Annotated in this window: 17 protein-coding genes and 1 pseudogene; 17 read left to right on the top strand and 1 reads right to left on the bottom strand. The window is 56.9% G+C overall.

Translation table 11 applies throughout. The features are described from left to right. Window positions 1-8: 8 nt before the first annotated feature. From prsT to PRZ01_RS13370, 3 genes are all read left to right on the top strand, one after another. Window positions 9-2783, top strand: a complete 2775-nt coding sequence (prsT, locus tag PRZ01_RS13380) for an XrtA/PEP-CTERM system TPR-repeat protein PrsT (RefSeq protein ID WP_273597300.1) — start codon at window positions 9-11, stop codon at window positions 2781-2783. 155 nt (window positions 2784-2938) lie between these two features. Next, window positions 2939-4237, top strand: a complete 1299-nt coding sequence (locus PRZ01_RS13375) for a GNAT family N-acetyltransferase (protein ID WP_273597299.1) — start codon at window positions 2939-2941, stop codon at window positions 4235-4237. A gap of 16 nt (window positions 4238-4253) precedes the next feature. Then, window positions 4254-5057, top strand: a complete 804-nt coding sequence (locus tag PRZ01_RS13370; RefSeq protein WP_273597298.1) for a S1 family peptidase — start codon at window positions 4254-4256, stop codon at window positions 5055-5057. A 161-nt stretch (window positions 5058-5218) separates the two neighbouring features. Here PRZ01_RS13370 and PRZ01_RS13365 read toward each other — a convergent pair whose 3' ends face one another. Then, entirely contained in the window at window positions 5219-6214 is a 996-nt protein-coding gene (locus tag PRZ01_RS13365; protein ID WP_273597297.1) for a PEP-CTERM sorting domain-containing protein, read from the bottom strand. 202 nt (window positions 6215-6416) lie between these two features. Here PRZ01_RS13365 and PRZ01_RS19315 point away from each other — a divergent pair. The 14 genes and pseudogenes from PRZ01_RS19315 to PRZ01_RS13295 all read left to right on the top strand — a co-directional run. Next, window positions 6417-6839 (top strand): annotated as a pseudogene (locus tag PRZ01_RS19315) (FAD-binding protein); the annotation flags it as partial. A 120-nt stretch (window positions 6840-6959) separates the two neighbouring features. Then, window positions 6960-7973: an FAD-binding oxidoreductase gene (locus PRZ01_RS13355; protein ID WP_273597295.1), complete on the top strand. Its 1014-nt coding sequence runs from the start codon at window positions 6960-6962 to the stop codon at window positions 7971-7973. Window positions 7974-8263: 290 nt separating this feature from the next. After that, window positions 8264-8905 (top strand): XrtA/PEP-CTERM system exopolysaccharide export protein, encoded by a 642-nt coding sequence (locus tag PRZ01_RS13350; protein WP_409993855.1) that lies wholly within the window; start codon window positions 8264-8266, stop codon window positions 8903-8905. Between the two features lie 156 nt (window positions 8906-9061). Then, entirely contained in the window at window positions 9062-10654 is a 1593-nt protein-coding gene (locus PRZ01_RS13345) for an XrtA system polysaccharide chain length determinant (protein WP_273597294.1), read from the top strand. A 1-nt stretch (window position 10655) separates the two neighbouring features. Beyond that, the gene (locus PRZ01_RS13340; protein WP_273597293.1) at window positions 10656-11585 is read left to right on the top strand and encodes an XrtA-associated tyrosine autokinase; all 930 of its coding nucleotides are present in this window, start codon (window positions 10656-10658) and stop codon (window positions 11583-11585) included. Continuing rightward, a complete protein-coding gene (locus PRZ01_RS13335; RefSeq protein WP_273597292.1) occupies window positions 11566-13179 on the top strand; it encodes a TIGR03016 family PEP-CTERM system-associated outer membrane protein in 1614 nt (537 codons plus the stop codon). The genes PRZ01_RS13340 and PRZ01_RS13335 overlap by 20 nt, the downstream gene beginning before the upstream one ends. A gap of 3 nt (window positions 13180-13182) precedes the next feature. Beyond that, entirely contained in the window at window positions 13183-14265 is a 1083-nt protein-coding gene (locus PRZ01_RS13330) for an XrtA/PEP-CTERM system-associated ATPase (protein WP_273597291.1), read from the top strand. A gap of 138 nt (window positions 14266-14403) precedes the next feature. Beyond that, a complete protein-coding gene (locus tag PRZ01_RS13325) occupies window positions 14404-15258 on the top strand; it encodes an XrtA system polysaccharide deacetylase (RefSeq protein ID WP_338111472.1) in 855 nt (284 codons plus the stop codon). Next, window positions 15255-16301, top strand: coding sequence for a FemAB family XrtA/PEP-CTERM system-associated protein (locus PRZ01_RS13320; protein WP_273597290.1), 1047 nt, complete (start codon window positions 15255-15257; stop codon window positions 16299-16301). The genes PRZ01_RS13325 and PRZ01_RS13320 overlap by 4 nt, the downstream gene beginning before the upstream one ends. A 3-nt stretch (window positions 16302-16304) precedes the next feature. Then, window positions 16305-17534, top strand: a complete 1230-nt coding sequence (locus tag PRZ01_RS13315; RefSeq protein WP_273597289.1) for a TIGR03087 family PEP-CTERM/XrtA system glycosyltransferase — start codon at window positions 16305-16307, stop codon at window positions 17532-17534. Next, entirely contained in the window at window positions 17531-19180 is a 1650-nt protein-coding gene (gene xrtA / locus PRZ01_RS13310) for an exosortase A (RefSeq protein WP_273597288.1), read from the top strand. The genes PRZ01_RS13315 and xrtA overlap by 4 nt, the downstream gene beginning before the upstream one ends. Further along, window positions 19177-20394 carry a TIGR03088 family PEP-CTERM/XrtA system glycosyltransferase gene (locus PRZ01_RS13305; RefSeq protein ID WP_273597287.1) on the top strand — a complete coding sequence of 406 codons (1218 nt, stop codon included), beginning with the start codon at window positions 19177-19179 and terminating at the stop codon, window positions 20392-20394. Before xrtA ends, PRZ01_RS13305 begins: the two co-directional genes overlap by 4 nt. A 15-nt stretch (window positions 20395-20409) precedes the next feature. Next, window positions 20410-22380 carry an XrtA/PEP-CTERM system amidotransferase gene (locus tag PRZ01_RS13300; protein ID WP_273597286.1) on the top strand — a complete coding sequence of 657 codons (1971 nt, stop codon included), beginning with the start codon at window positions 20410-20412 and terminating at the stop codon, window positions 22378-22380. Between the two features lie 7 nt (window positions 22381-22387). Then, the gene (locus PRZ01_RS13295) at window positions 22388-23536 is read left to right on the top strand and encodes a glycosyltransferase (protein WP_273597285.1); all 1149 of its coding nucleotides are present in this window, start codon (window positions 22388-22390) and stop codon (window positions 23534-23536) included. The last annotated feature ends 14 nt before the right edge of the window (window positions 23537-23550 follow it).

Genomic DNA, 23550 nt, shown 5'->3' with positions numbered 1-23550 from the left:
ACAAGTGCATGAAAATCAATAAACAGATTTTGTCGCCAGTGATTCTGAGTTTGCCGCTGCTGTTTGCTGCCTGCTCCGGAGGTTCGGCCGAGAGCATGATGAGTTCGGCCAAGCAACATATATCAAAAAATGAAGCTAATGCTGCGGTTATTGAGCTGAAAAATGTTTTGCAGAAAGAGCCAAGCAATGTCGAGGCCCGCTATTTGCTTGGAAAATTGCTGCTAGATACAGGCGACGGTGCAGGCGCTGAAGTCGAGTTGACCAAGGCGCAAGACTTGGGGCGCTCGAAAGATGATGTCGTGCCATTGCTGGCCAAGAGCTTGCTTGTGCAAGGCAAACTCGAGCCTCTGGTGTCCCGTTATGCCGATACGCAGATACCTACAGCTGCAGCCAACGCTGAGTTGCGGGCAACTGTGGCCTTCGCCTACGCCCAATTGCGCAAAGCGCCCGAGGCGAAAAAGGCCTTGGATCAAGCGTTCGCTTCAGACCCCAACAATATTTCAGCGCAACTGCTTCAAGCCAAAATGCAGATGTACCAACGGGATTTTGATGCCGTTGATAAAACCTTGGCGAAAGTCATCGCTCAAGCGCCTGAAAATGCAGAAGCCATGCAACTGAAGGGCGACGCCTTGCTGGAAAGCCGGCATGCAGCAGATGAAGCGTTGGCGGCCTATCGGCAAGCTATTAAGTTGGATAAGAAAAATCTTTTGTCTTATTCTGCAATCATCTGGACGGAGTTGAGTCAGAAGAATACAGCTGCTGCAAAAAAAGACCTGGATGAAATGTCTAAGGTATTCCCGGATCATCCGCAAACCCGCCTATTTAAAGGCATGATCGCTTTGGAGGCGGGGGATCTGAAAACAGCGCAGGAGCAATCGCAATATTTGCTGAAGGTTTCTCCCGATAATCTGCGAACTTTGCAGTTGGCGGGCGCCGTTGAATTCAATAGTAACTCTTTGGTTCAAGCCGAGACCCATTTGACGAAGTTCGTCAAAGGTGCGCCGCCGGCCATGCAAACTTCCAGCCGCATGATGCTCGCGCAAATTTACTTGCGAGGCGGGGAACCTAACAAGGCTGTGGCAGTTTTACAACCTTTGTTGGCTGATAAAACCGCTGTACCTGCTGCATATTCTCTGGTGGCAGAGGCATATATGCAGTTGGGTGAGGGTGCTTTGGCTGAAGCTAACTTCGAAAAGGCCGTTAAGGGAAATCCCGGCGATGTAAAAAGCCGTATCGCATTGGCCATTGCGCAAGTTTCAAAAGGCAATGAAAAGGGCTTTGATGAATTACAGGCAATTTCCGCGGCTGACAAGGAGGTAACGGCAGACCTTGCCTTGGTCAGTCTCCTTATTAGTCGCCAGCAATGGGATTCAGCGTTAAAAGCCATTGACAGTATTGCCAAGAAGCAGCCAGATCGCCCGCTTGCCGAGAATTTGCGTGCACGCTTGGAATTGGCTCGCGGAAACAAGGTGGCAGCACGAACTGCCTTTGAGGGTGCGCTGAAACTTGACCCCAAGTTCTATCCCGCCGTCACTGGCTTGGCTGCACTTGATCAACAGGACCAGCATCTGGACGCAGCGGCAAAGCGCTTCCAGGCCTATCTTGTCCAAGAGCCCAAGAGTGTGCCCGCCCAGCTAAGCTTGATTGAATTGCAGTCTCGTTTGGGAGCCAATGCGGCCGATACTGAATCCGCCTTGAAAAAAATGTCGCAAGACAGCCCGCAAGAACCCGGGCCCCGCTTGCTGTTGATTCGAAAATTATTGGATCGTAAGGAATTGAAGCAAGCTTTGACCGTTGCGCAAGATGGGGTAGCAGCCATGCCAGACCAGCCCAATATGCTGGCAGGGCTTGCCCAAGTTCAGCAATTGAATGGCCAATCTGCACAAGCAGCGGATTCTTTGAATAAATGGGCCGTTCTTCAGCCTTCATCAGTGAATCCTTATATGGCCTTGGCAGAGTTATACGTCGCAACCAAAGATCGGCCGGCGGCACGCCAAAGCCTGACACGTGCATTGGAGTTGAACGACCATTATTTACCCGCTCAACGCATTTTGATTGGTTTGGCCCTGGACGACGGAAAGCCAGACCTCGCGCGCAAATGGGTCAAGACGGTTCAGACCCAACATGCCGGCGATATCACCGGGCAAGTTCTTGAAGCCGAAGTTGAAGAAGCACTCAAAAATTGGTCGGCTGCGGCCCTTGCGTATCAGGCTGCGCTGAACAAAAGCCCCTCGACCGATTTGGCCATCAAACTTCACCATACGTATGTGATGGGAAATAAAGGGACGGAAGCCGACACCTTTGTCAGTCGCTGGACCCAAAAATATCCTTCTGACGTTGCATTTGTTTACTACCTGGGTGATTCAGCGCTGGCTAGCAAAAAATATGCTCAAGCCGAAACCTATTATCGGAATGTATTGAAAATACAACCAAATAATGCGGCCGCTATGAACAACGTGGCCTGGTTGCTTAATCGCGAAAAAAACCCGGCTGCCTTGCAGTTTGCGGAAAATGCCGTCAAGCTCCAGCCCAAGCAAGCACCTTTGCTGGATACCTTGGCTGACATTTATGCAAGTCAAGGCAATATAGAACGTGCTATTGAGGTACAAAAACAAGCGGTTGAGATTGAGCCTCAGGCATATTTGCACCGACTGCATTTGGCCAAATTTTATCTGACAGCGGGTAAGAAGGCCGACGCCAAAGTCGAACTCAAGAAGCTCGCGGATCTGGGTGAAAAATTTGCGGCTCAGGATGAAGTAAAGCGGCTTTCGGTTGGACTTTGATCGGCAAGATTTTTTGCCCCGTTACCGAGAGCAGTGCAAACGACTCAATACGGGGCGGCGTCATCGGGGCAAAAGACCTTGTGGCCTAACGGCACACAATGCTTTACTTCACTTGAACGAACAAGCCGCGACAAACAATTTGGGAGACATTGCGTATGGCCAAAATTCGTGGATCAAGTCTGCGAAAGCGATTCCACCAAGGGTTGCGCAGAGCTTTCGCGATTCTGCCGACGGAAGTTCGCTTCAGAATTTATCGCCGCATGGTGGATTGCGATCCTGCGCCAGACCAGCGTCTGGTCCTTAAGATTGCAGACACCGAAGAGGAGTTGGCTGACTGCTTCAAGCTATTGCATGATGCTTATGTGAGCAGTGGTTTCATGGTGCCCGACCCCTCTGGGATGCGCGTCACGATTTATCACGCCTTGCCAACGACCACGACTTTGTGTGCCAAATATGATGGCAAAGTTGTCGGGACAATTTCGATGATTCGAGAGGGGGTATTCGGCTTCCCGTTGCAATCGGTTTTTGATCTGGAAAATGTACGTGCCAACGGTGGAAATATTGCTGAAATTTCGGCATTGGCGGTGCATCCGGATTTCAGAAAAACAGGGGGCGCGATCTTATTCCCTTTGATGAAATTCATGCATGAATACTGCACGGAGTTTTTTGACACTCGGCACCTCGTCATCGCAGTCAATCCTGAAAAAATTGAATTGTATGAAGCACTGCTGTTTTTCAAACGGCTGCAGGCCAACGTAGTTGATAAATACGATTTCGCCAATGGTGCCCCCGCTGTGGGTGCAACGCTCGATCTATATCACGCTTCAGACATTTTTCGCGCAGCTTACAAAGGGCGCCCAACGCGAAAAAATCTTCACCGCTATTTTTTCGGTCTGAAGCTCGAAAACATAAAATTCCCTAAGCGGCGATATTTCACAACCAATGATCCGGTCATGACGCCCGCATTGCTCAATCATTTCTTCAATGAAAAGAGCAAAGTGTTTGAGCAAATGGATGACCGTAAGAAGTCGTTGTTGTGGTCGATTTATGATTTGGTGGAGTACCGGTCGGTCTTGCCGATGATGTCCGGGACCGCGTTGCAATCGCACCCATTGCGGCGTCATCAGCGGTATTCGATCCGCTGCCCCGCAAAAATTCAAATGCTGGTTGATGGTGAATCCAAAGAATTTGCATTGAATATCATCGAAATTTCCTTGTCCGGCTTCCAAGCTGAAGGCAGGGGCGATGTGCCATTGGAAGCCTCTGGCTCCGCACATATCGTTCTAGGGAAGGCGGATAATTCAATAGTCAAGGCGACCGCCCTGCGGTGCAAAGTGGCAGAAGGGAAGTCTTTCTATGGCTTCCGCATTGAAGAACCGGATGCCGTTTGGCGTGCCTGTGTTACCGCACTGGAAATGGGGCAAACCGCCTCAGATTTGTCTGAAATTCACTGAAATGAAGAGGTCAGGCATGAATTTGACTCGACGAATGCTGGTGTTGGCCGCTGCAGTTACCGCTGTCGGTTCATCGTATGGCGCGGACCGCGCTGCGGGGGAGGGCGGGAGCCTACCGGCTTTGATTCGAAATGCACGCCCCTCGGTATTGCTGATCGGCACCTACGGTGAGACCGACAGTCCGCGTTTTTTGTTTCGCGGTACGGGATTTGTGGTGGCACCCAACAATCTGGCGATCACCAACGCACACGTACTGCCTGATGTTTTGGAGGACGACCCGTCTCCACGACGCCTGATTGTCCAAACGGCCTCGCCCGGCGCAACGAGCAATAAGTGGACCCAACGCGAAGTGCAGGTTCTCAAAATTGATCGTGAGCACGACTTGGCCTTGCTCAAGGTTGACGGGCCAGCAATACCTGTTTTACCTTTGGCTAACGACCAATTGGCGCAAGAAGGGGCGTCGGTTGCATTTATGGGTTTTCCCATTGGCGGCGCTTTGGGCTTTTCTTTGGTCACCCATCGGGGAACGATTTCGTCCATCGCACCCATTGCCTTACCCCAAGCCGGGGCGCAAGCCTTGAATGAAAAATTTATTCGGCAACTGAGGCAAGGAACTTTCAATATTCTGCAACTTGACGCCACCGCGTATCCCGGTAATAGCGGCGGCCCAGTTTTTGACTTGAATACCGGTGCAGTCGTTGGCGTGATCAATATGGTGTTGATCAAGGGGGCACGTGAAACCGCCTTGTCGCACCCCAGTGGCATCAGCTATGCCATTCCGGTGGAGTCAGTAAAACGATTACTGGTCAGGCCGGAGTGAGTTTGGTCGCTGTGGCGCTAAACCTTCAACGTCATTCTCTGGCGGTTTAGAAAAATCAGGCAGAAAATTGACCAAAAAAACAAAAAGCCTCGCATTGCGAGGCTTTTTCATTGAAGGGTTCTGAACAAGTCAGAACCCTTCTCCATCAAAAGTTCGTTAAATTAACGAACTTTCTTTTGGCGGCGGGCAAAGCCCAGGGCGGTCAAGCCCAAACCGACCAGAGCCAAGCTAGCTGGCTCAGGGATGGCGCTGACGTTGGCCGAGCTGTTTTGGGTGACAGTCATTTGATATTTGTGACCGGCAACGAGCACAACGTCGGCTGAATTGATGAAACCTGCGGACCCAATGGTATTTTCAGGACCATCAATGGCCGTGTCAGTTGTTGCGCTTTGGTTCAACTCGTCCGGGTTCCAATTCAATACTGTCGAGCCAGCTGTGGTATCGCGAACAGACAGAGTGAACTGAACACCAGCACTGGCAATTGCTCCACCGGTGGTCCCATAGTGAACGGCGTCAATGAAGGTGCGGACGTAGGTGTTGTAGTCCAGGAAAAAGTGGGCAGTCTTTGTGGTGTTTGCCGTGAAGATAGCCGTTGACGCGATCGAATTCTGCAAATTACCGTTGGAGTTGGCTGAATTGGTGGCGCCTGCAATTTGAGCATCTGCACGAGTCAAGCCTGCTGCACCACCTGCCAGCGCGTTGCCGCCAATGATGCTGTCGCCCAAGGCATAGCTCAGCGCGGGGAGAACAGGCGATCCGATATGCGTTGTCGTGTTGTTTTCCAAGGTGCCGCCGTAAGCAGCAAGCAGTGCTGCATTGCCGCAAGCGCCGACGCAGGCATTCAATGCATCGGCAGTCCCCGTGGCACTAGCAGTACCGTTGTGGCTAACGGTCACACCGTTCAATGCGGCGGTGTCGGTGCTGGTGCGGCTACCGCTGACAACGCTGATGTCGGCGCCAGTCAAAGGCTTGTTTGCGCTGTCCACGATCAACATTGTGTTGATCGTCAGGTCGGCCATAGCGATCACGCTGGCTTGTGCGCCGAACGAGGCAGTCAGTGCCAACACTGCTGCAACGGTAGAAAGTTTGAATTTCATTTTGCTTACCCCGGTTAGAAAAAGAAGCACTGGATCTAAAGCAGGAACGATGCCAGGCATAAAAATGTCTTTAAAATCAACGATGTGACAGATTGTTTTGTCAATGCGTTAAAGAACTTGTAAAGATTTCCGACACACTGGGTGGCGTTCTTCAGTGTTGTAATCTGGGTCAGGCCCGCAGCGTAGTGCGCGCTTGAAAAATAGCGAGCCCAATGACGGGCCAGATCATGGGGCTGGCAACAGTTCCCAAGGGGTGCGGGAAATGAATCGACAACAAGAAGTGCAGTCGGATGTCGGGTCCTGGGAGGCTACTTGGGGGCCTTGGGATGGTGTGGTGCATCGCCCGCGCAGTGTGGCAGAGGTTCGGGCGCTGATTTTGCAGGCGCGCGCTCGAAAGGTAGCCTTGCATCCTGTTTCTACGGGTTTGAATTGGGGCTACGGCCAGGGGGCGTCGGGCGGCGTTGAACTCATGGATCTGGGGGGGATGAACCAGATTCTCAATGAAGACCAAATCTCATTGGATCATCCCGTCGCGGTCATTCAACCTGGGGTCACCCAGGGGCAATTGTCGGATTTTCTGCTTCGGCGGCAGCCCGGCCTGATGTTCAATGTCACGGGTTCGGCACGCAAAACCAGCGTCATTGGCAACGCGCTGGACCGCGGTGTCGGGTATTTGGGCCCCCGCCGCGACGATTTGTTCGGGCTTGAGGTTGTCACAGGGGCGGGCGAATTGCTGCGCACCGGATTTCGGCGCCTGGGGGACGATTCGCCGCTGGCGCATTGTCATCCCTTCGGCTTGGGGCCTATGTTGGATGGCTTGTTCTTTCAGGGGAATTTCGGCGTCGTGACCAGTGCCTGTTTTCGCTTGCTGCCGCGCCCGCCTAAACAAGTTGCGGTGTCTCTGGCGCTGCGCCATGAGCGTGACTTGCCACTGTTTCTGAATTTGCTGGCCCAGTTGAAGCGTGAGCGGATCATGTCCAGCGTTACCCATGTGGGCAATCGTGCTCGCACCCGTGCGAGTTTGATGCACGGTATTGTTGGCTATCTCGAGGCGCATGCAGGGTTGAGTGGTGAGGCGCTGGGCGAGCAGGCTCAGCGGGCCCTGGAGATTGTGGCGCCCGATCAGTGGACGAGTTTGGGCGGCATTTCAGGCACATCGCGGCAAGTGGCTGCGGCGATGGCTGAAATCAAGTCGCGCATGCGAGGTATTTCGCGGGTCACGTTCATCGATGACGATAAATTGGATTTGGGCTACGCCGTACTGCATTCTTTGCGCATGATTCCCTGGGCCAGGGCGAATGCGGCAGCCATTGCAGCTATCCGCCCGCTGCACGGTTTGGCGTCAGGCATTCCAACGGACGCGGCGATTGACAATTTGTTGTGGCGCTTCGGTCGCACGGATTTGCCCGCCGAGCGTTTGGCGGAGTCAAATTGCGGCGTCTTGTTTGTCAGCCCAGCTTTACCCATGAATGGGGTGTTTTCGACTTCGGTGGTTCAGGGTATGGTTGCGCTCGCGACCACGTTTTCTCATGAACTCTATGTCACGATCAATATCGAGACAGAGAATTCGATGGTTGCCGTTACCAATCTGTTGTTCGATCGATCGGATGCTGAAGCATGTATGCGGGCCAAGGCCTGCGCAGATGCCTTGCACGCCTACGTCAAGTCGAGGGGGCTGGAGGTCTACAGGGCGCGCGTGGACATGATGTCCGAGGTTGTTGGCGTCAGTGCTGAATATTGGTCGACGGTTCGAAAACTGAAGAACGTCTTCGATCCTGATAATGTTATTTCTCCGGGGCGATATAACGTCGCGGACTGAATGCTGCGTCATTCGGCGTTTCGAGCACTTTACCTTGAGTGGTTGAAAGCCCATGACAGAAGGTGTGTTTGTGCAAAGAGTGAAAGATTAAAGTAATTTTTCACCTCATAGGTGCGACTTGTATTGGTTTTTTTGTGGCTGGTCATGACTGTTTCGGGCAATGAGTCACGGAAGAGTTGTGTACCCACCGCATCTTTTCGTTTTGCCGTTAAGTACGTGTGGTTCAATCACGCCATTCACGGTCTGGGTGGCCGGTGCGGTAGTGGAATTTTGAAGAGGGGATTGCCTTGATTACTCGATCTGTCAACTGGTTGCGCGGCCTTCGTTCCGTGTTTGTGATTGGCTCGGCCGCTGCAGCGGCGTTGCTGTCGGGTTGTGCTTCGACGGCAGGGCGCTATCCGGCAGCGCCGGCCGCGGCCTCCACTGATGGCTATAGCTACATCGTTGGCCCGGGCGACTCGCTCAATATCATCGCCTGGCGCAATCCTGAGTTGTCGATGACCGTGCCTGTTCGGCCGGATGGCAAAATTTCCACGCCCCTGATCGACGAATTGGTCGCTCAAGGCAAAAATTCGACCGAGATCGCGCGTGACATTGAAAAGCAGTTGAGCAAGTATGTTCGTGACCCGGTGATCACCGTGATCGTGACCAGTTTTGTGGGACCGTACAGCGAGCAGATTCGGGTGGTGGGCGAGGCCTCCAAGCCGCAGGCGCTGCCTTACAAGCAAAAAATGACGGTCTTGGACGTGATGATCGCTGTGGGTGGCTTGACCGATTTTGCGGCAGGCAACGACGCCAGTATCGTCCGCTCCGCCGAGGGCAACAAACAATACTCAGTGCGGTTGAAAGACTTGGTCAAGCGCGGCGATGTGTCGGCCAATGTGGAAATGCGCCCTGGCGACATCCTGATCATTCCGCAAAGCTTGTTCTGAGTGATCGCACGGGTTGACGGTGATCTTGCCTTTTCAGGCTTTGCCTGAAGGTCAATTTGATCGCCTATGGATTGTCTATAGATTGCCCATCTAGGCGCTTATTTTTCATTTTCAGACGCTGCAATTCTTTTGCGGTGAACCTACAAAGTCGTCTCAATGAATGTGTTGATTGCCCAGTTGCTCGCCATCGCCCGGTCGATGTGGAAATACCGTTGGACTGGCGTGGCGGTTGCGTGGATCACGGGGGTCCTTGGCGCCGTGGTGGTGCTGGTCTTGCCGGATCGGTATGAAGCCAGCGCGCGGATCTACGTTGACACCCAGTCGATTCTCAAGCCCTTGATGTCGGGCTTGGCCGTGCAGCCCAATGTTGAGCAGCAAGTGATGATGCTGAGTCGCACGCTGATCAGCCGCCCGAATGTCGAAAAGTTGGTCCGGATGGCCGATTTGGATTTGAAAAATCAGTCCAAGGCCGAACAGGAGGCGACCATCGACACGGTCACTAAGAATTTGTCCATTCAAAGTACGGCGCGCGACAATTTGTATACCTTGTCCTACCGGGACAGTGATCAAGAGAGTGCAAAGCGGGTCGTGCAATCCTTTGTTTCCATCTTTCTTGAATCGAGCCTGGGTTCGAGCCGCAAAGACACCGCGACCGCGACAACCTTCATTAACGAACAAATCAAGAGCTACGAGGCAAAACTGGAAGAGGCGGAGAGTCGCCTGAAGGAATTCCGGCTGCGCAATATTCAAACGATGGCTGGCGAGGGCAAGGATTCAGCCGCTCGGCTCGGCGAAATCAGCGCGCAATTGGAACGCGCCCGGCTGGACTACCGTGAAGCCGTGAACGCCCGCGATGCCGCGAGACATCAACTTGAAGCCGAGCGCAAGGGCACCGGCGCCACCGGCACAGTTCAAAGTCTTTTGCAAGAATCCGCCACTGCGGTTGCAACCCCCGAAATCGATGCCCGCATCGATGCGCAGAACCGCAATCTGGATGCACTGCTGCAGCGTTATACCGATCAGCATCCGGACGTGATCAACGCACGCAAGACCATCAAAGACCTTGAAGCGCAAAAACGCAAGGAAGTAATTGAGCTCCGTAAGGCGGCCATGGCTGCACCTTTGCTGGGTGGGCCGAGTGGCGGCAGCACCAATCTGGCCTACCAGGAAATGGGCCGCCTGCTGGCCAATTACGAAGTGCAGGTGGCGGCCATGCGGGCACGCGTAGACGAGTATTCAAGCCGTTATGCGCAGGCCATGGCAGCAGTCAAAACTGCACCGCAAATGGAAGCTGAAGGCGCCCAACTGAACCGGGATTACGCCATCCACAAGAAGAACTACGAAGACCTTGTGTCGCGGCGCGAGTCTGCCGCCATGTCAGGCGAGTTGGATGTGGCGTCGGGTGTGGCTGACTTCCGTTTGATTGACCCACCCCGAGTGAATCCCAAGCCGGTCGCACCCAATCGACTATTGCTGATGGCAGTGGCGATGCTGCTGTCCATCGCGTTGGGGCTGTTTGCGGCATTTGCTGGTAGCCAGATTCGCCCGGTGTTCTATGACGTGAATGATTTGCGTGCTCGTGTTGACCTGCCAATTCTTGGCGTGGTCACCCGATTGATCACCGATGAGGACAGGCGGCGGCACCGTACTGATCTGATCAGGTTCACCATAGCGTCTGGCAGTTTGGTCGCACTTTTTGTAATTGGATTGGCTGTGATGGCTTTCCTGATGAATCGGCAGGGGGGTTGATATGAGCAGCCTGATTGAACAAGCAACGCAACGTCTGGAGCAACTGCGGCAAGCCGGGGTTGCAATGCCAGACGATTTGCAGGGGCAGACGCACGCGTCGGCGGATGTAGGCGTTGACACCATTGCGGGTGCGGGTGCGGTCGATACGGGTTCGACCGAAGAAGCGGCGCACCCAGCTAGTAAGCGCGTTGAGTTGGATCTTGCCGCCTTGGCCGCGCAGGGTTTTTTGACACCTGATGCGGGGCGCTCGCATATTGCCGATCAATTCCGGGTGATTAAACGTCCCTTGATCAAAAATGCGATGGGCAAAGGCCCTGTGACGCTCAATCACGCCAATCTGATCATGGTGACCAGTGCGTTGCCGGGTGAGGGCAAGAGTTTCACTTCGCTGAACTTGGCGCTCAGCATTGCGGCGGAATTGGATAACACGGTAATGTTGGTTGATGCCGATGTTGCCCGTCCTTCTGTGCTCCGCATGCTGGGTTTGCCGCAAGGCCCTGGCTTGTTGGATGTGCTGGAAGATTCGGTCGACATGGCCAGTGTCTTGTTGCGAACCAATGTCAACAAGCTAACGCTATTGCCAAGCGGAACGCCGCACCCACGCGCCACAGAATTGCTCGCGAGTGATGCAATGAGCAACTTGTTGGATGACATGGCTCGGCGCTATCCGGACCGGATCATTATTTTTGATTCGCCGCCCTTGTTGCTAACGACGGAGTCCCGTGTGCTGGCCTCGCACATGGGCCAGATTGTGGTGGTCGTTCAAGCTGAAAAGACACCGCAAAGCGCCGTGCTGCAAGCGCTCTCAGCCATTGAATCCTGCCCCCTCAAGATGATGTTGCTGAACCAGTCAAGCGCCAATGCAATGGGAGGTTATGGGTATGGATATGGCTACGGTTATGGGTATGCCAGTGAATCGACCCCGCGCTGATCGCCTGCGCTTGAACCTGCCGCAGATCCCGGTACCCTGCCCACACCGAGCTTGGGCGTCGTCCGCTGTGTTGTCGGCGGCGCTGTATGCGCTCTTGACTTCCCATGCCTCGGCTCAGGTGCAGGCCGCCGCTGCGGGAGATACACCGGCGGCGGCGCGAACAGGCTCACACATCACGCCCCGTATCGCCGTCACTGAAACGGTCACGGACAACAATACGCTCTCGTCGACTGCCAAGGATGCCGCGCTGATCACCATGGTGTCGCCCGGCATCTCTATGAGCAGCACGGCAGGGCGCCTGCGGGGAACGCTCGACTATTCGCTCAGTGAAATTCTCTACACCAAGAGCAACCAGAAAAATCGCAACCAGCAAGCCCTGACCGCGCGTGGCACGGCGGAGTTGATTGAGAATTTTTTCCTGGTGGACGCCAATGCGTCAATTGGGCAGCAGCTCACGTCGGCCTTTGGTACTCAAAGCATCGATCACTCGCTGGCCAATTCGAATAGCACAGAAGTCGCCAGTTTCAGTCTGTCACCCGTGGTTCACGGGCGTTTGGCTAGCGTGGCGCGTTATGAGGTGCGTGGAACCTATTCGCAGACCAATGCCAAAGATTCCATCGTCGGCGACAACGACGTCACGAGTGGAAACTTTCGACTCGATAGCGTCAGCGGCGGGCTCTTGGGATGGTGGGTCAACGGCACCTCGACACGCTCGCACTTCAGGACCGGCGTCATCAATAACTCAGCACTGGTGCTGGTGGGCTTGAAGTATCAGCCAGATGTTGAATTCCAGCTTGGCATCAATGGTGGACGTGAGCGCAGCGACTATTTGACGGGTACGGCCAGCAAGGGTCAAAGCTACGGCGCCAACGCCAGCTGGATTCCTTCTCCGCGCACGACCCTGTCGTTTGATTGGCAGAGCCACGACTACGGCAATTCGCATACCGTCAATTTTGAGCACCGTATGGCGCGCTCTTCGTGGCGGATGACTGACTCGCAAAACGTGTCAACCGCCTTGGCGTCTGGTGCGGTGGGGCAGAACACCAACTACGAGCTGCTCTTCGCGCAGTATGCATCGATTGAACCCGATCCAGTCAAACGAGATGTCCTGGTTCGCAATGCCCTCACAACTTTGGGTTTGTCGCCAGACTCCTTGGCCAGCGCCGGTTTCTTGACCGGTGGCCCGACCTTGTCGCACAACCAGGTGGTGTCCTTCTCCGTGGAGATGCTGCGCACCACGGTGACGGCCACCGCCCTTCAAACCGCGACCAGGCAACTGGGCAATGGTGTGGTGCCGGTCGCCAGCAGCAGTGTGAGCGGCAATGTGGTGCAACGCAGCGGCACACTCAATGTCGCGCATGTATTGACCCCCACGGCCAGCGCCAATGTGGCTTATACACAGACACAGAGCCACGGCGACGGCAGCAATTTTTCAACGACCCTGCGCTCGATCATTGCCAACTGGACGGGTCGTTTGAATTTGCGAACCAACTACTCCTTGGGCCTGCGCCACGCCCAGTTCGACGGGGTCAACAGCGCGGCCTCTTATCGCGAAAATGCGGTGTTTGGCACTTTCTCTCACGAGTTCAACTAGCCCATGTACGAATCGTTCTACGGGCTGAGCAGCAAGCCGTTTCAGCTGAGCCCTGATCCCAGCTTCTACTTCGGCAGCAAACAGCATCGGCGCGCCAAGGCCTACCTTGACTATGGCGTGTTACGCAATGACGGTTTTATCGTCATCACAGGCGAAATCGGCGCCGGCAAGACCACCTTGCTGCGCGGCCTGCTCGATAGCCTGAACCGCAGCAACGTCGTGATCGGCAATCTGGTCACCACGCAACTCGACGCGGAAGACACTCTGCGTCTGGTCGGTGCGGCGTTTGGCATCCGTGTGAAAGACCTGGCCAAGTCAGAGTTGTTGATGGGCCTGGAAGCCTTTTTTGTCAGTCAAGCCAGCCAGGGCAAGCGTTGCCTGCTGATTGTTGATGAGGCGCAAAACTTGAGCGCGCGCGCGGTTGAAGAGCTGCGCATGTTGTCCAACTTCCAGTTCGGCAATCAGTCCTTGCTGCAGACATTTTTGGTGGGACAACCAGAATTTCGCGGCATTCTGCAGCGCCCTGAGATGGAACAGTTTCGCCAGCGCATTGCTGCCACCTGCCACATTGGGCCGCTGGACGAAGACGAAACGCAGCGCTACATCGAGCACCGCCTGAAATGCGCGGGCAGCACAGGCAAACCCAGTTTTGACGCAGACGCCTTTCCTGCCATCTTCAAGGCCACCGCCGGCATTCCACGGCGCATCAATTCGCTTTGCGATCGACTGCTGCTGCTCGGTTTCATGGCCAGCAAGACGCATCTGACCTTGTCTGATGTGGACGAAGCCTTGCAAGACATCGCCCAGGAGCGGGTCGTGCCGGGTGAACCCAGCCAGGCGGCCGGCGGGCGCGACGAGTTGGCTGGTGCGCTGGGGTTTGGCGGAGATGTGCAGATTGACGCGTCCCGGCTGCGCTTGAGTGCCAGCGCGGCGGCAGGCTTGTCCAGTGAGTTCGCCAACATGGGGCAAGAGGCGCTGGCGGATCGATTGCAGCGAATCGAAACCAGTTTGGCCCGTTTGGAACGAGCCCAGATGCAGACGTTGGCGGTTCTTCAGAAATTGGTGGAGGCGGTCAAATCGCATTGATCATTGATGCGTGTTGAACCGCTTGTCGTCCCGCAAAGAATGTCGGCGGCTTGGCTCAGTCCTTCGGGTTGGCGCCAATTCGTCCAGATCAAGGTTTATATGTTGATGTCCACAAGGACAAGACCGATTCGCAATGCAATGACCGTCGACGTGGAGGATTACTTCCAGGTGTCGGCGTTCGCGCCTTACATTGCGCGCAGCGAATGGGCTGCGATGGCGTGCCGAGTCGAGGCCAATATCGACCGCATCCTGGCGCTGTTCGAAACCCATCAAACCAAAGCCACGTTTTTCACGCTGGGTTGGATTGCAGAGCGATATCCGCAACTCGTGCGCGCCATCGTGGCTGGCGGCCACGAGCTGGCCAGCCATGGCTACGGCCACGAGCGGGTGAGTGACCTGACCCCAGAGGCATTTGCGACGGATATCGGCCGAGCCAAAAAGTTGCTGGAAGACCTGAGCGGGCAGGCGGTTGTTGGATACCGGGCCCCCAGTTTTTCGATCGGTGCGGGCAATCTCTGGGCCTTTGATGTGTTGCTGGAGCAGGGTTACCGCTACAGCTCCAGCGTCTACCCCATTCAGCATGACCATTACGGCATGCCGAACTCTCCGCGGTTTGCCTATCCCGTGCGCCCGGGCCTGCTGGAAGTGCCTGTCACCACCTTGCGAAAATTCAATCGAAACCTGCCTTCCAGCGGCGGCGGCTATTTCCGTTTGCTGCCCTATGCGGTTTCGCGGTGGTTGATTCAGCAGGTTAACGCGCAAGACCAGCAGGCCGCTGTGTTCTATTTCCATCCCTGGGAGATTGACACCGAACAGCCACGCATTGCGGGGATTGATGCCAAAACGCGGTTCAGGCATTACGTCAACATTCCACGCACTCTTGACCGCATCGCCCATTTGTTGCGTGATTTTTCGTGGGGTCGTATGGACGAGATTTTTCTTGACGCCAATTCCTCCGCACCTCACGGCCCGAAAGCGGGATCCTTTGAATGACTAGCGCGATCGAGATCAAGCGGCTTGTATCGGGCGACGTGGCCACTGCGCAGCGGTGGGACGCCTTTGTACTCGCTTCGCCTCAAGCCACCTTTTTCCACCGTGCCGGATGGTTGCGCATGGTGGAGGAGGTCTTCCGCCATCAGGCCTACTTTTTGTATGCTGAACGTGATGGGCAGATCGTTGGCGTGCTGCCGCTGGGGCAAGTGAAGAGCCGCTTGTTCGGGCACTCTTTGGTGGCTTTGCCCTTTACCGTTTACGGCGGTGTGGCTGCGGAGCTTGCGCAAGCAGCGGCGGCGCTTGAGCAACAAGCACAGCGCATTGCGCAAGACTTGGGTGTCGACCACCTGGAGTTTCGCAACGTCACGCCGCGCCACCCAGAGTGGCCTAAGCAAGACCTCTATGTGACCTTTCGTAAAGAGATCTTGCCGGAGGAAGAGGCCAATATGCTGGCCATTCCGCGCAAGCAGCGTGCCATGGTTCGTAAGGGCATCAAAAATGGGCTGCTCAGCCATATCGACGCTGATGCCACTCGGTTTTTCGCCCTGTATGCCGACAACGTCCATCGGCATGGCACGCCCGCCATGCCCAAGCGCTACTTTCAAGCCTTGCTGGACGAGTTTGGTGCCGACGCGGAGGTACTCACCGTCACCGACATCTCCGGCCGGGCCTTGAGTTCGGTGCTGAGCTTTTACTTCCGCGACGAAGTGCTGCCGTACTACGCCGGGGACGACGAATCGGCCCGGGATCTGGCTGCCAATGACTTCAAATATTGGGAGTTGATGCGCCGCGCTTGTGCTCGGGGTCTCAAGGTCTTTGACTATGGCCGGAGCAAGCAGGGCACGGGCTCCTATTCGTTCAAGAAGAACTGGGGCTTTGAGCCCACGCCACTGCATTACGAATACTGCCTGTACAAGCGTGACGCGGTGCCGCAGAACAATCCGTCCAACGCCAAGTATCAACTGCTCATCAAGGCCTGGCGTAAGTTGCCCATTGGTGTGGCGAACTGGCTGGGTCCCTTCATCGTGCGCAACCTCGCCTGATCGATGGCGAAGATTCTTTATTTGGTGCATCGCCTGCCGTATCCCCCCAACAAGGGGGACAAGGTGCGGTCGTTCCATTTGCTCAAACATCTCGCGGCGCGGCACGAGGTATTTTTGGGCACTTTTGTTGATGATCCTGACGATTTGCAATATGTGGAGACGGTACGCGCGTTCTGCGCTGACCTGTGTGCGCAGACACTTCAACCCCGCATGGTCAAATTGAAATCTGCACGCGGTCTGGTGACTGGTGAGGCCTTGAGCCTGCCTTTCTATCGCAACCCGGCGCTGACCCATTGGATTGCGCAGCTTGCACAAGCACAGGCATTTGACGCCATTGTCGTTTTCTCGTCGCCCATGGCTCAATATGCCCAGGCGGTGCAGGACGTTCAGCCCCAGGTGCCGATGCTGGTGGATTTTGTCGATGTGGACTCGGCCAAATGGACCGACTACGCACAGGCTCATGCTTGGCCGATGTCCTGGGTTTACCGCCGTGAAGGCCGCAAGCTGCTTGAATTTGAGCGCGCCACGGCAGAGCGCGCTGCCTGTTCGTTCTTCGTCACCGAGAAAGAAACTGCCCTGTTCCAGAGCCTGACACCAGAAAGCCCCGCTCGGCTTGAGACCCTGGGCAATGGCGTGGATGCCGACTACTTTGCCCCCGTGCCGCAACGGGCCTCGCCATTCCCGGCGGGGCAGACGCCCTTGGTCTTTACCGGGGCGATGGACTATTGGCCCAATGCGGAAGCGGTCATCTGGTTTGCCAAAGAGGTTTTACCCGCCTTGCTCCGGCAGCGGCCCGATTTGCACTTTGTTGTCGTGGGGCGTAGCCCGTCGCCAGCCGTACAAGCCTTGGCGGGGCCCCATATCAGCGTGACCGGCACGGTGCCCGATGTCCGCCCGTATTTGCAACACGCCGCCGTGATCGTGGCACCCCTGCGCTTGGCCCGTGGCATCCAAAACAAGATTCTTGAAGCCATGGCCATGTCGCGGCCTGTGGTGGCTGCCAGCACCTGTGTGCAAGCCATTGATGGCGTAGAAGGGCGCGACTTGCTCGCCGCCACCGAGCCGGCAGAGTTTGTGAGCCAGATCGAGTGGCTCCTGCAAAATCCCGCGGCGGCTGGCGCCATGGGCGCAGTTGGCCGGTCGTGTGTTTTGGCGCATTACAGCTGGGAGGCTCGCTTGTCCGGAATCGATTTTCATTTGAATCGCGCCTTGCAGGAGGTTCACCGGGCATGACGCGTTCAGAGTTGCAACCTTCACCGGACTGGCGGCGTGCGCTGCCCGGTTTCTTGCTGGCCTTGGCGGCGGTGCTGTTCTTGTTTCAAGACACCGGCTTGGCCATGGTGGAAATCTGGAACCGGTCCGAGACTTTCGCCCATGCCTTTGTGGTACCGCCCATTGCACTGTGGTTGATCTGGCGCCAACGCGCCGTGCTTGCTGCCCTGTCGCCGTGGCCTGATTGGCGATTTTTGGGGCCGATGGCGGTGGCGGCGCTGGTCTGGTTGCTGGGGGAGTTGGTGGCGGTCAACGCGGCGACACAGTTTGCCTTCACCGCCTTGCTGATCTTGGTGGTGCCCCTGACCCTGGGCTGGCCGGTAGCACGCAGCATTGCGTTCCCGCTAGGCTTTTTGTTCTTCTGCGTGCCATTTGGCGAATTCGTCATGCCGCAGTTGATGGAGTGGACAGCGAACTTCACGGTCGCTGCCTTGCGTGCATCGGGGATTCCGGTCTTTCGTGAGGGGTTGCAATTCATCATTCCGTCGGGCAATTGGTCGGTGGTTGAGGCGTGCAGCGGCATTCGCTACTTGATGGCCTCCGTCATGGTGGGCACCTTGTTTGCTTACCTCAACTACCGCTCGTTGAAGCGGCGTTGGATCTTTGTAGGGGTGGCTGCTGCCTTGCCTTTGGCGGCCAATTGGGTGCGCGCTTATCTGATCGTGATGCTGGGCCATTTGTCGGGCAACAAGCTGGCCACTGGGGCGGACCACCTGATTTACGGCTGGGTGTTCTTTGGCATCGTGATGTTCGCCATGTTCATGATCGGTGCCCGGTGGGCTGAGCCAGATCCGGATCCGCGGCCTGCGCCTGCCGAGTCACAGCCGCAGGCCGCGCCGCAGGACTGTGGCGCTTCAAAACCCGCCAATGCTGCCTTGCTGTGGATCACCCCCGTGGCCTTGGTAGCGCTGCTGGCCGTGCCGCTTGGCTTGCTGCACAGATTGGTGGGCGAGGGTAGCGGCGCACCGGTGACGCTCAGCGCCGCTGACTTGAACGGCAACGGTTGGACACAGCGCGCGGAACCGCAGATCGATTTCAAGCCGGCATTTGAGAAGCCTCGTGCTGAAATGCAGGCCAGCTACGTGACGCCAGAGGGGGAGGAAGTCCGGGTGTATCTCGGCTACTACCGCCATCAGCATTACGACAGCAAACTGATCAGCTCCAACAACGTTCTGGTGCAGTCCAAGGATAAAAAGTGGGCTCAGGTCAGCGCTGCGCTGCGCGAGCGCACGACGGGGAGTGGGCCATCAATCGTTCGGGCGGCCGAGTTGCGGGGATTTTCACTGGCATCCTCGGGCGTTGAAGCTGCGCAGGACAAGCGCTTGCGTGTCTGGCAGTTTTACTGGATCAACGGGCGGCCCCTGACCCGTGATTGGCAAGCCAAGCTGTGGGGCGCTGGCTACCGCTTGTTGGGGCGAGGTGATGATGCAGCTGTGGTGGTGCTGGCCGTCGACAAGGCTACAGCCGGCTCCGATGACGCACTGCTGGAGCGTTATTTGAGCGACAACTGGGGCCGGATCGACAGCTTGTTGCGCAACAGCCGCGATGCTGCTGCGCATACCGATGCCGCGCAGCCTGTGGCTCCGCCGAAAGGCGCATCGTCATGAACGGGGCAAAAGCCGGCCATTCAGCCGCTGAATGCACCCCCTCAACTGGCGTGGGCGACACGCGTCCGCTCGTGTTGCATGTGATGTATCGCTTCGATACGGGCGGTCTAGAGAACGGCGTGGTCAACCTCATCAACCACATGCCTGCCGATGCGTATCGGCACGCCGTGTTGGCCTTGACGGAGGTGACGGATTTCCGCCATCGCATCCAACGCCAGGATGTTGAATTCTTTGCCCTGCATAAAAAGCCCGGTCACGGCATTTGGCTCTTTCCTGAGTTGTACCGCCTGTTCAAGAAGTTGAAGCCAGCCGTGGTGCACAGCCGCAACCTTGCTGCACTGGAGGTGCAATTGCCCGCCTGGGCTGCGGGGGTGCCGGTGCGCATTCATGGTGAACATGGGCGCGACGTGACGGACCTGGACGGCAGCAACCGGCGCCATCAATGGGCGCGGCGGCTCTACAAGCCTTTCGTCAAACGTTACATCGCGCTGTCGCGAGACCTCGCGGCCTATCTTCAGGACGCTGTGCACGTGCCGACCGCACGCATCACGCAGGCCTATAACGGGGTCGACACCTTGCGCTTTGCGCCTGGGCCGGCAGGTACCGCTGCAATTCTGGGTTGCCCGTTCTCGCCCGAGGGGCACTGGATCGTTGGCACTGTGGGCCGCATGGCGCCCGTCAAAGACCAGTTAATGTTGGCCCAAGCCTTTGTGCTCGCGCTGCAGCAAGCGCCCGAATTGCGGCGCCGCTTGCGTCTGGTGATGGTGGGCGAGGGGCCTTTGCGGGCCCAGGCGCAAGCCTTGCTGGACGAGGCCGGTTTAACTGACTTGGCTTGGCTGCCTGGCGAGCGCAGCGATGTGCCGGATGTCATGCGCGGGCTGCAATGCTTTGCTCTGCCCTCATTGGCAGAAGGTATTTCGAATACGATTCTGGAAGCCATGGCATGCGGCTTGCCTGTGCTTGCTACGGACGTGGGGGGCAGCGCCGATTTGGTGCAGGTGGGTGAAACGGGTGTTCTGGTTCCCGCCAGCCAAGCGCAGGCAATGGCTTCGGCCTTGCTCGCCTTGGCACGCGACCCCGCGCGGGCGGCTGCCATGGGGCAAGCGGGCAGGGCGCGGGTCGAGGCCTTGTTCAGCATGTCGGCCATGGTGAAGACCTATCAATCGGTTTACGACGATGAGTTGCGAGCAACGCGCCGGCGTCAAACAAACTAACGAGTTACTCAAGCTATGTGCGGCATCACCGGAATTTTCGACACCCGAGGCAAACGTGAGTTGCAACGCAATGTGCTGCAGCGCATGAACGACTCGCAGCATCACCGTGGCCCCGATGAAGGCAGCCTGCATCTGGAGCCAGGCCTCGGCTTGGGTCACCGACGCTTGTCCATCATCGACATTGCCACGGGCCAGCAGCCTTTGTTCAATGAAGACGGCTCCGTGGTGGTGGTCTTCAACGGCGAGATTTACAACTACCAGTCGCTCATCCCTGAGTTGCAGGCGCTGGGGCACGTCTTCAAGACCAAAAGCGATACCGAGGTGATTGTTCATGCCTGGGAGTCCTGGGGCGCCGATTGCGTCAAGCGCTTTCGTGGCATGTTCGCCTTCGCCCTGTGGGATCGCAATCAGCAAACCTTTTTCATCGCACGCGACCGTCTGGGAGTAAAACCCTTTTACTACGCCGTGCTGGACGACGGCATGCTGGTCTTCGGGTCTGAGTTGAAGAGCCTGATGGCCCACGGCGGCTTGAAACGTGAAGTCGATCCTCAAGCCGTTGAAGAATATTTCGCCTTGGGCTACGTCGCCGAGCCGCGCACCATTTTCAAGCAAGCCAAGAAGCTGCCGCCAGCCAGCACCCTGGTAATCCGCCGCGGTGAGCGGGTGGGCGAGCCCCGCCGTTATTGGGACGTTCGTTTCACGCTGGACGCCAAGCTCAGCGATCAAGAAGCCTGCGAAACCCTCACCGCCAAGTTGCATGAGTCCATTCGCTTGCGCATGATCGCCGAGGTGCCCCTGGGCGCCTTTTTGTCGGGGGGTGTTGACTCCAGTGCCGTGGTGGCCATGATGGCGCAAGAGTCGGCCACGCCCGTCAATACCTGCTCTATCGCGTTTGAAGACCCGGCCTATAACGAAGCCGCGTTTGCGCAGACCGTGGCCGATCGATATCACACCAACCACCGTGTCGAGACCGTCCAAAGCGACGACTTCGATCTGATCGACACCTTGGCGCAGCTGTACGACGAGCCCTACGCCGACAGTTCGGCGATTCCCACCTACCGGGTTTGCCAACTGGCCCGCAAGCATGTGACCGTTGCCTTGAGTGGCGACGGCGGCGATGAAACCTTTGGCGGCTACCGGCGCTACAAATTGCACCTGATGGAAGAGCGCATGCGTGGCGCCTTGCCTTTGGGGTTGCGCAAGCCCTTGTTCGGCACCCTGGGCCAACTCTATCCCAAGGCGGATTGGGCGCCCCGCGTGTTTCGTGCAAAGACCACCTTCGAGTCACTTGCACGCAATTCTGTTCAGGCCTACTTCCACAGCATGAGTCTGCTGCGCGACGCGGATCGCCAAGCCCTGTACAGCAAATCCTTCAAGTCCGAACTGCAAGGCTACACGGCACGCGAAGTGTTCGAACGCCATGCCGCCAACGCCGGCACCGACGACCCTTTGGCGCTGATTCAATACATCGACACCCATACCTATCTCGTGGGCGACATCAATACCAAGGTCGATCGCGCCAGCATGGCGCATTCGCTGGAAGTGCGCGAGCCGCTGATGGATCACGAAATCGTTGAATGGCTCGCCACCTTACCGTCGTCACTGAAGATCCGCAGCGGCGAGAGCAAATTCCTTCTCAAGAAGGCTATGGAACCCCATTTGCCCAACGACATCATGTACCGCCCCAAGATGGGCTTCGCCGTGCCGCTGGTTCGGTGGTTCCGCGGTCCCTTGAAGCAACGTGTCAGGGATGCCTTGCTCAGCGGCCCCTTGCTTGAGTCCGGCATGTTCGACCCGGACTTCATTCACCGGATGGTGACCCAGCATGAAAGCGGCGCGCGCGACCACAGCACACCACTGTGGAGCTTGTTGATGTACGACGCGTTCTTGCGCAATGTGATGGGGGGTAACGGCGCTGCGCCTGGAGGGACTGCGGGCCAGGAGCGGCACACGCCAGCTGCTGCGGGCGCGTGGGCCGGGGCTTGAATCGACGATGAAAATTCTCTATCACCACCGCACGGCCTCCAAAGACGGTCAGTCCACCCACATTACCGAAATGATCTTGGGCCTGCGTGGCCTGGGCACCGAGGTCATCGAATGCGCCCCCCAGGTTGGGGCTGACGATGCCGGCGGGGGCAGTCCCGGCTGGGTCGGGCGGCTCAAGGCGCTGCTGCCTCGGCAGCTCTATGAATTGGCGGAGCTGGCCTACTCCTGGGTGGCCTACCGGCGCTTGAGTGCGGCCATCAAGGCCAATCGCCCAGACGGCATTTACGAGCGTTACAACCTGTATCTGCTCGCTGGCATTTGGGCCAAAAAGCGTTTCAAGCTGCCGCTCATTCTGGAGGTTAACGCCCCTATGGCGGTAGAGCGGCGCGAGTACGGCGGCCTGTCTTGGCCTCGGTTGGCCGACTGGGCAGAGCTTTACGTCTGGAAGCGTGCCGATCTCTTGTTGCCCGTCACGCAGGTGTTGGCGGACTACATGGTTGAAAAGGGCATTGACCCGTCGCGCATCCAGGTCATCCCTAACGCCATTAACTTGGCGCACTACCAACATTTGCCCAGCACGCTGGAGGCAAAGACCCGCTTGGGCCTGCAAGACAAGCTGGTGGTTGGTTTCACCGGCTTCGTGCGGGAGTGGGACCGCCTGGACCGCATCATGGTGTGGGTGGCCAAGCAGGCGCCGCGTTACCCCGTCCATTTAATGGTGATTGGCGACGGCCCTGCGCGGGCTGAAATTGAAGCCTGTGCCCGCCACCTGGGCGTGCCAGATCGCCTGAGCTTCACGGGGGCCGTGCCTCGCGTGGAGGTGCCCGCCCTATCCATGGCCTTCGACATCGCCTTGCAGACGGCCTTGGTGCCGTATGCCTCGCCCCTGTGCTTGTTTGAGTACCTGGCCTTGGGCAAAGCCATCGTGGCGCCTGACCAGCCCAATCACCATGAAATTTTGACAGCAGGTGTGGACGCAGTCCTGTACGACCCGCTGGATGGCAACGGCATTGAAAAAGCACTCGATCAATTGTGTGAAGACCCCGCACTGCGCGAGCGCGTGGCCGCCGCGGCCATCCAGGTGATCGCCCACAAGCAACTGACATGGTCGCAGCACGCCGCACGGGTGCTGAACCTGTTCAAAAGTTTGAAGTGAGAGCGTGTCAGTGA

The sequence above is a fragment of the Roseateles koreensis genome (genome assembly GCF_028595305.1).
GTDB classification, from domain to species: Bacteria; Pseudomonadota; Gammaproteobacteria; order Burkholderiales; family Burkholderiaceae_C; genus Paucibacter_A; species Paucibacter_A koreensis.
Note: the sequence above shows the minus strand (reverse complement) of the source record. Positions and strands in the feature narration are given on the sequence as shown.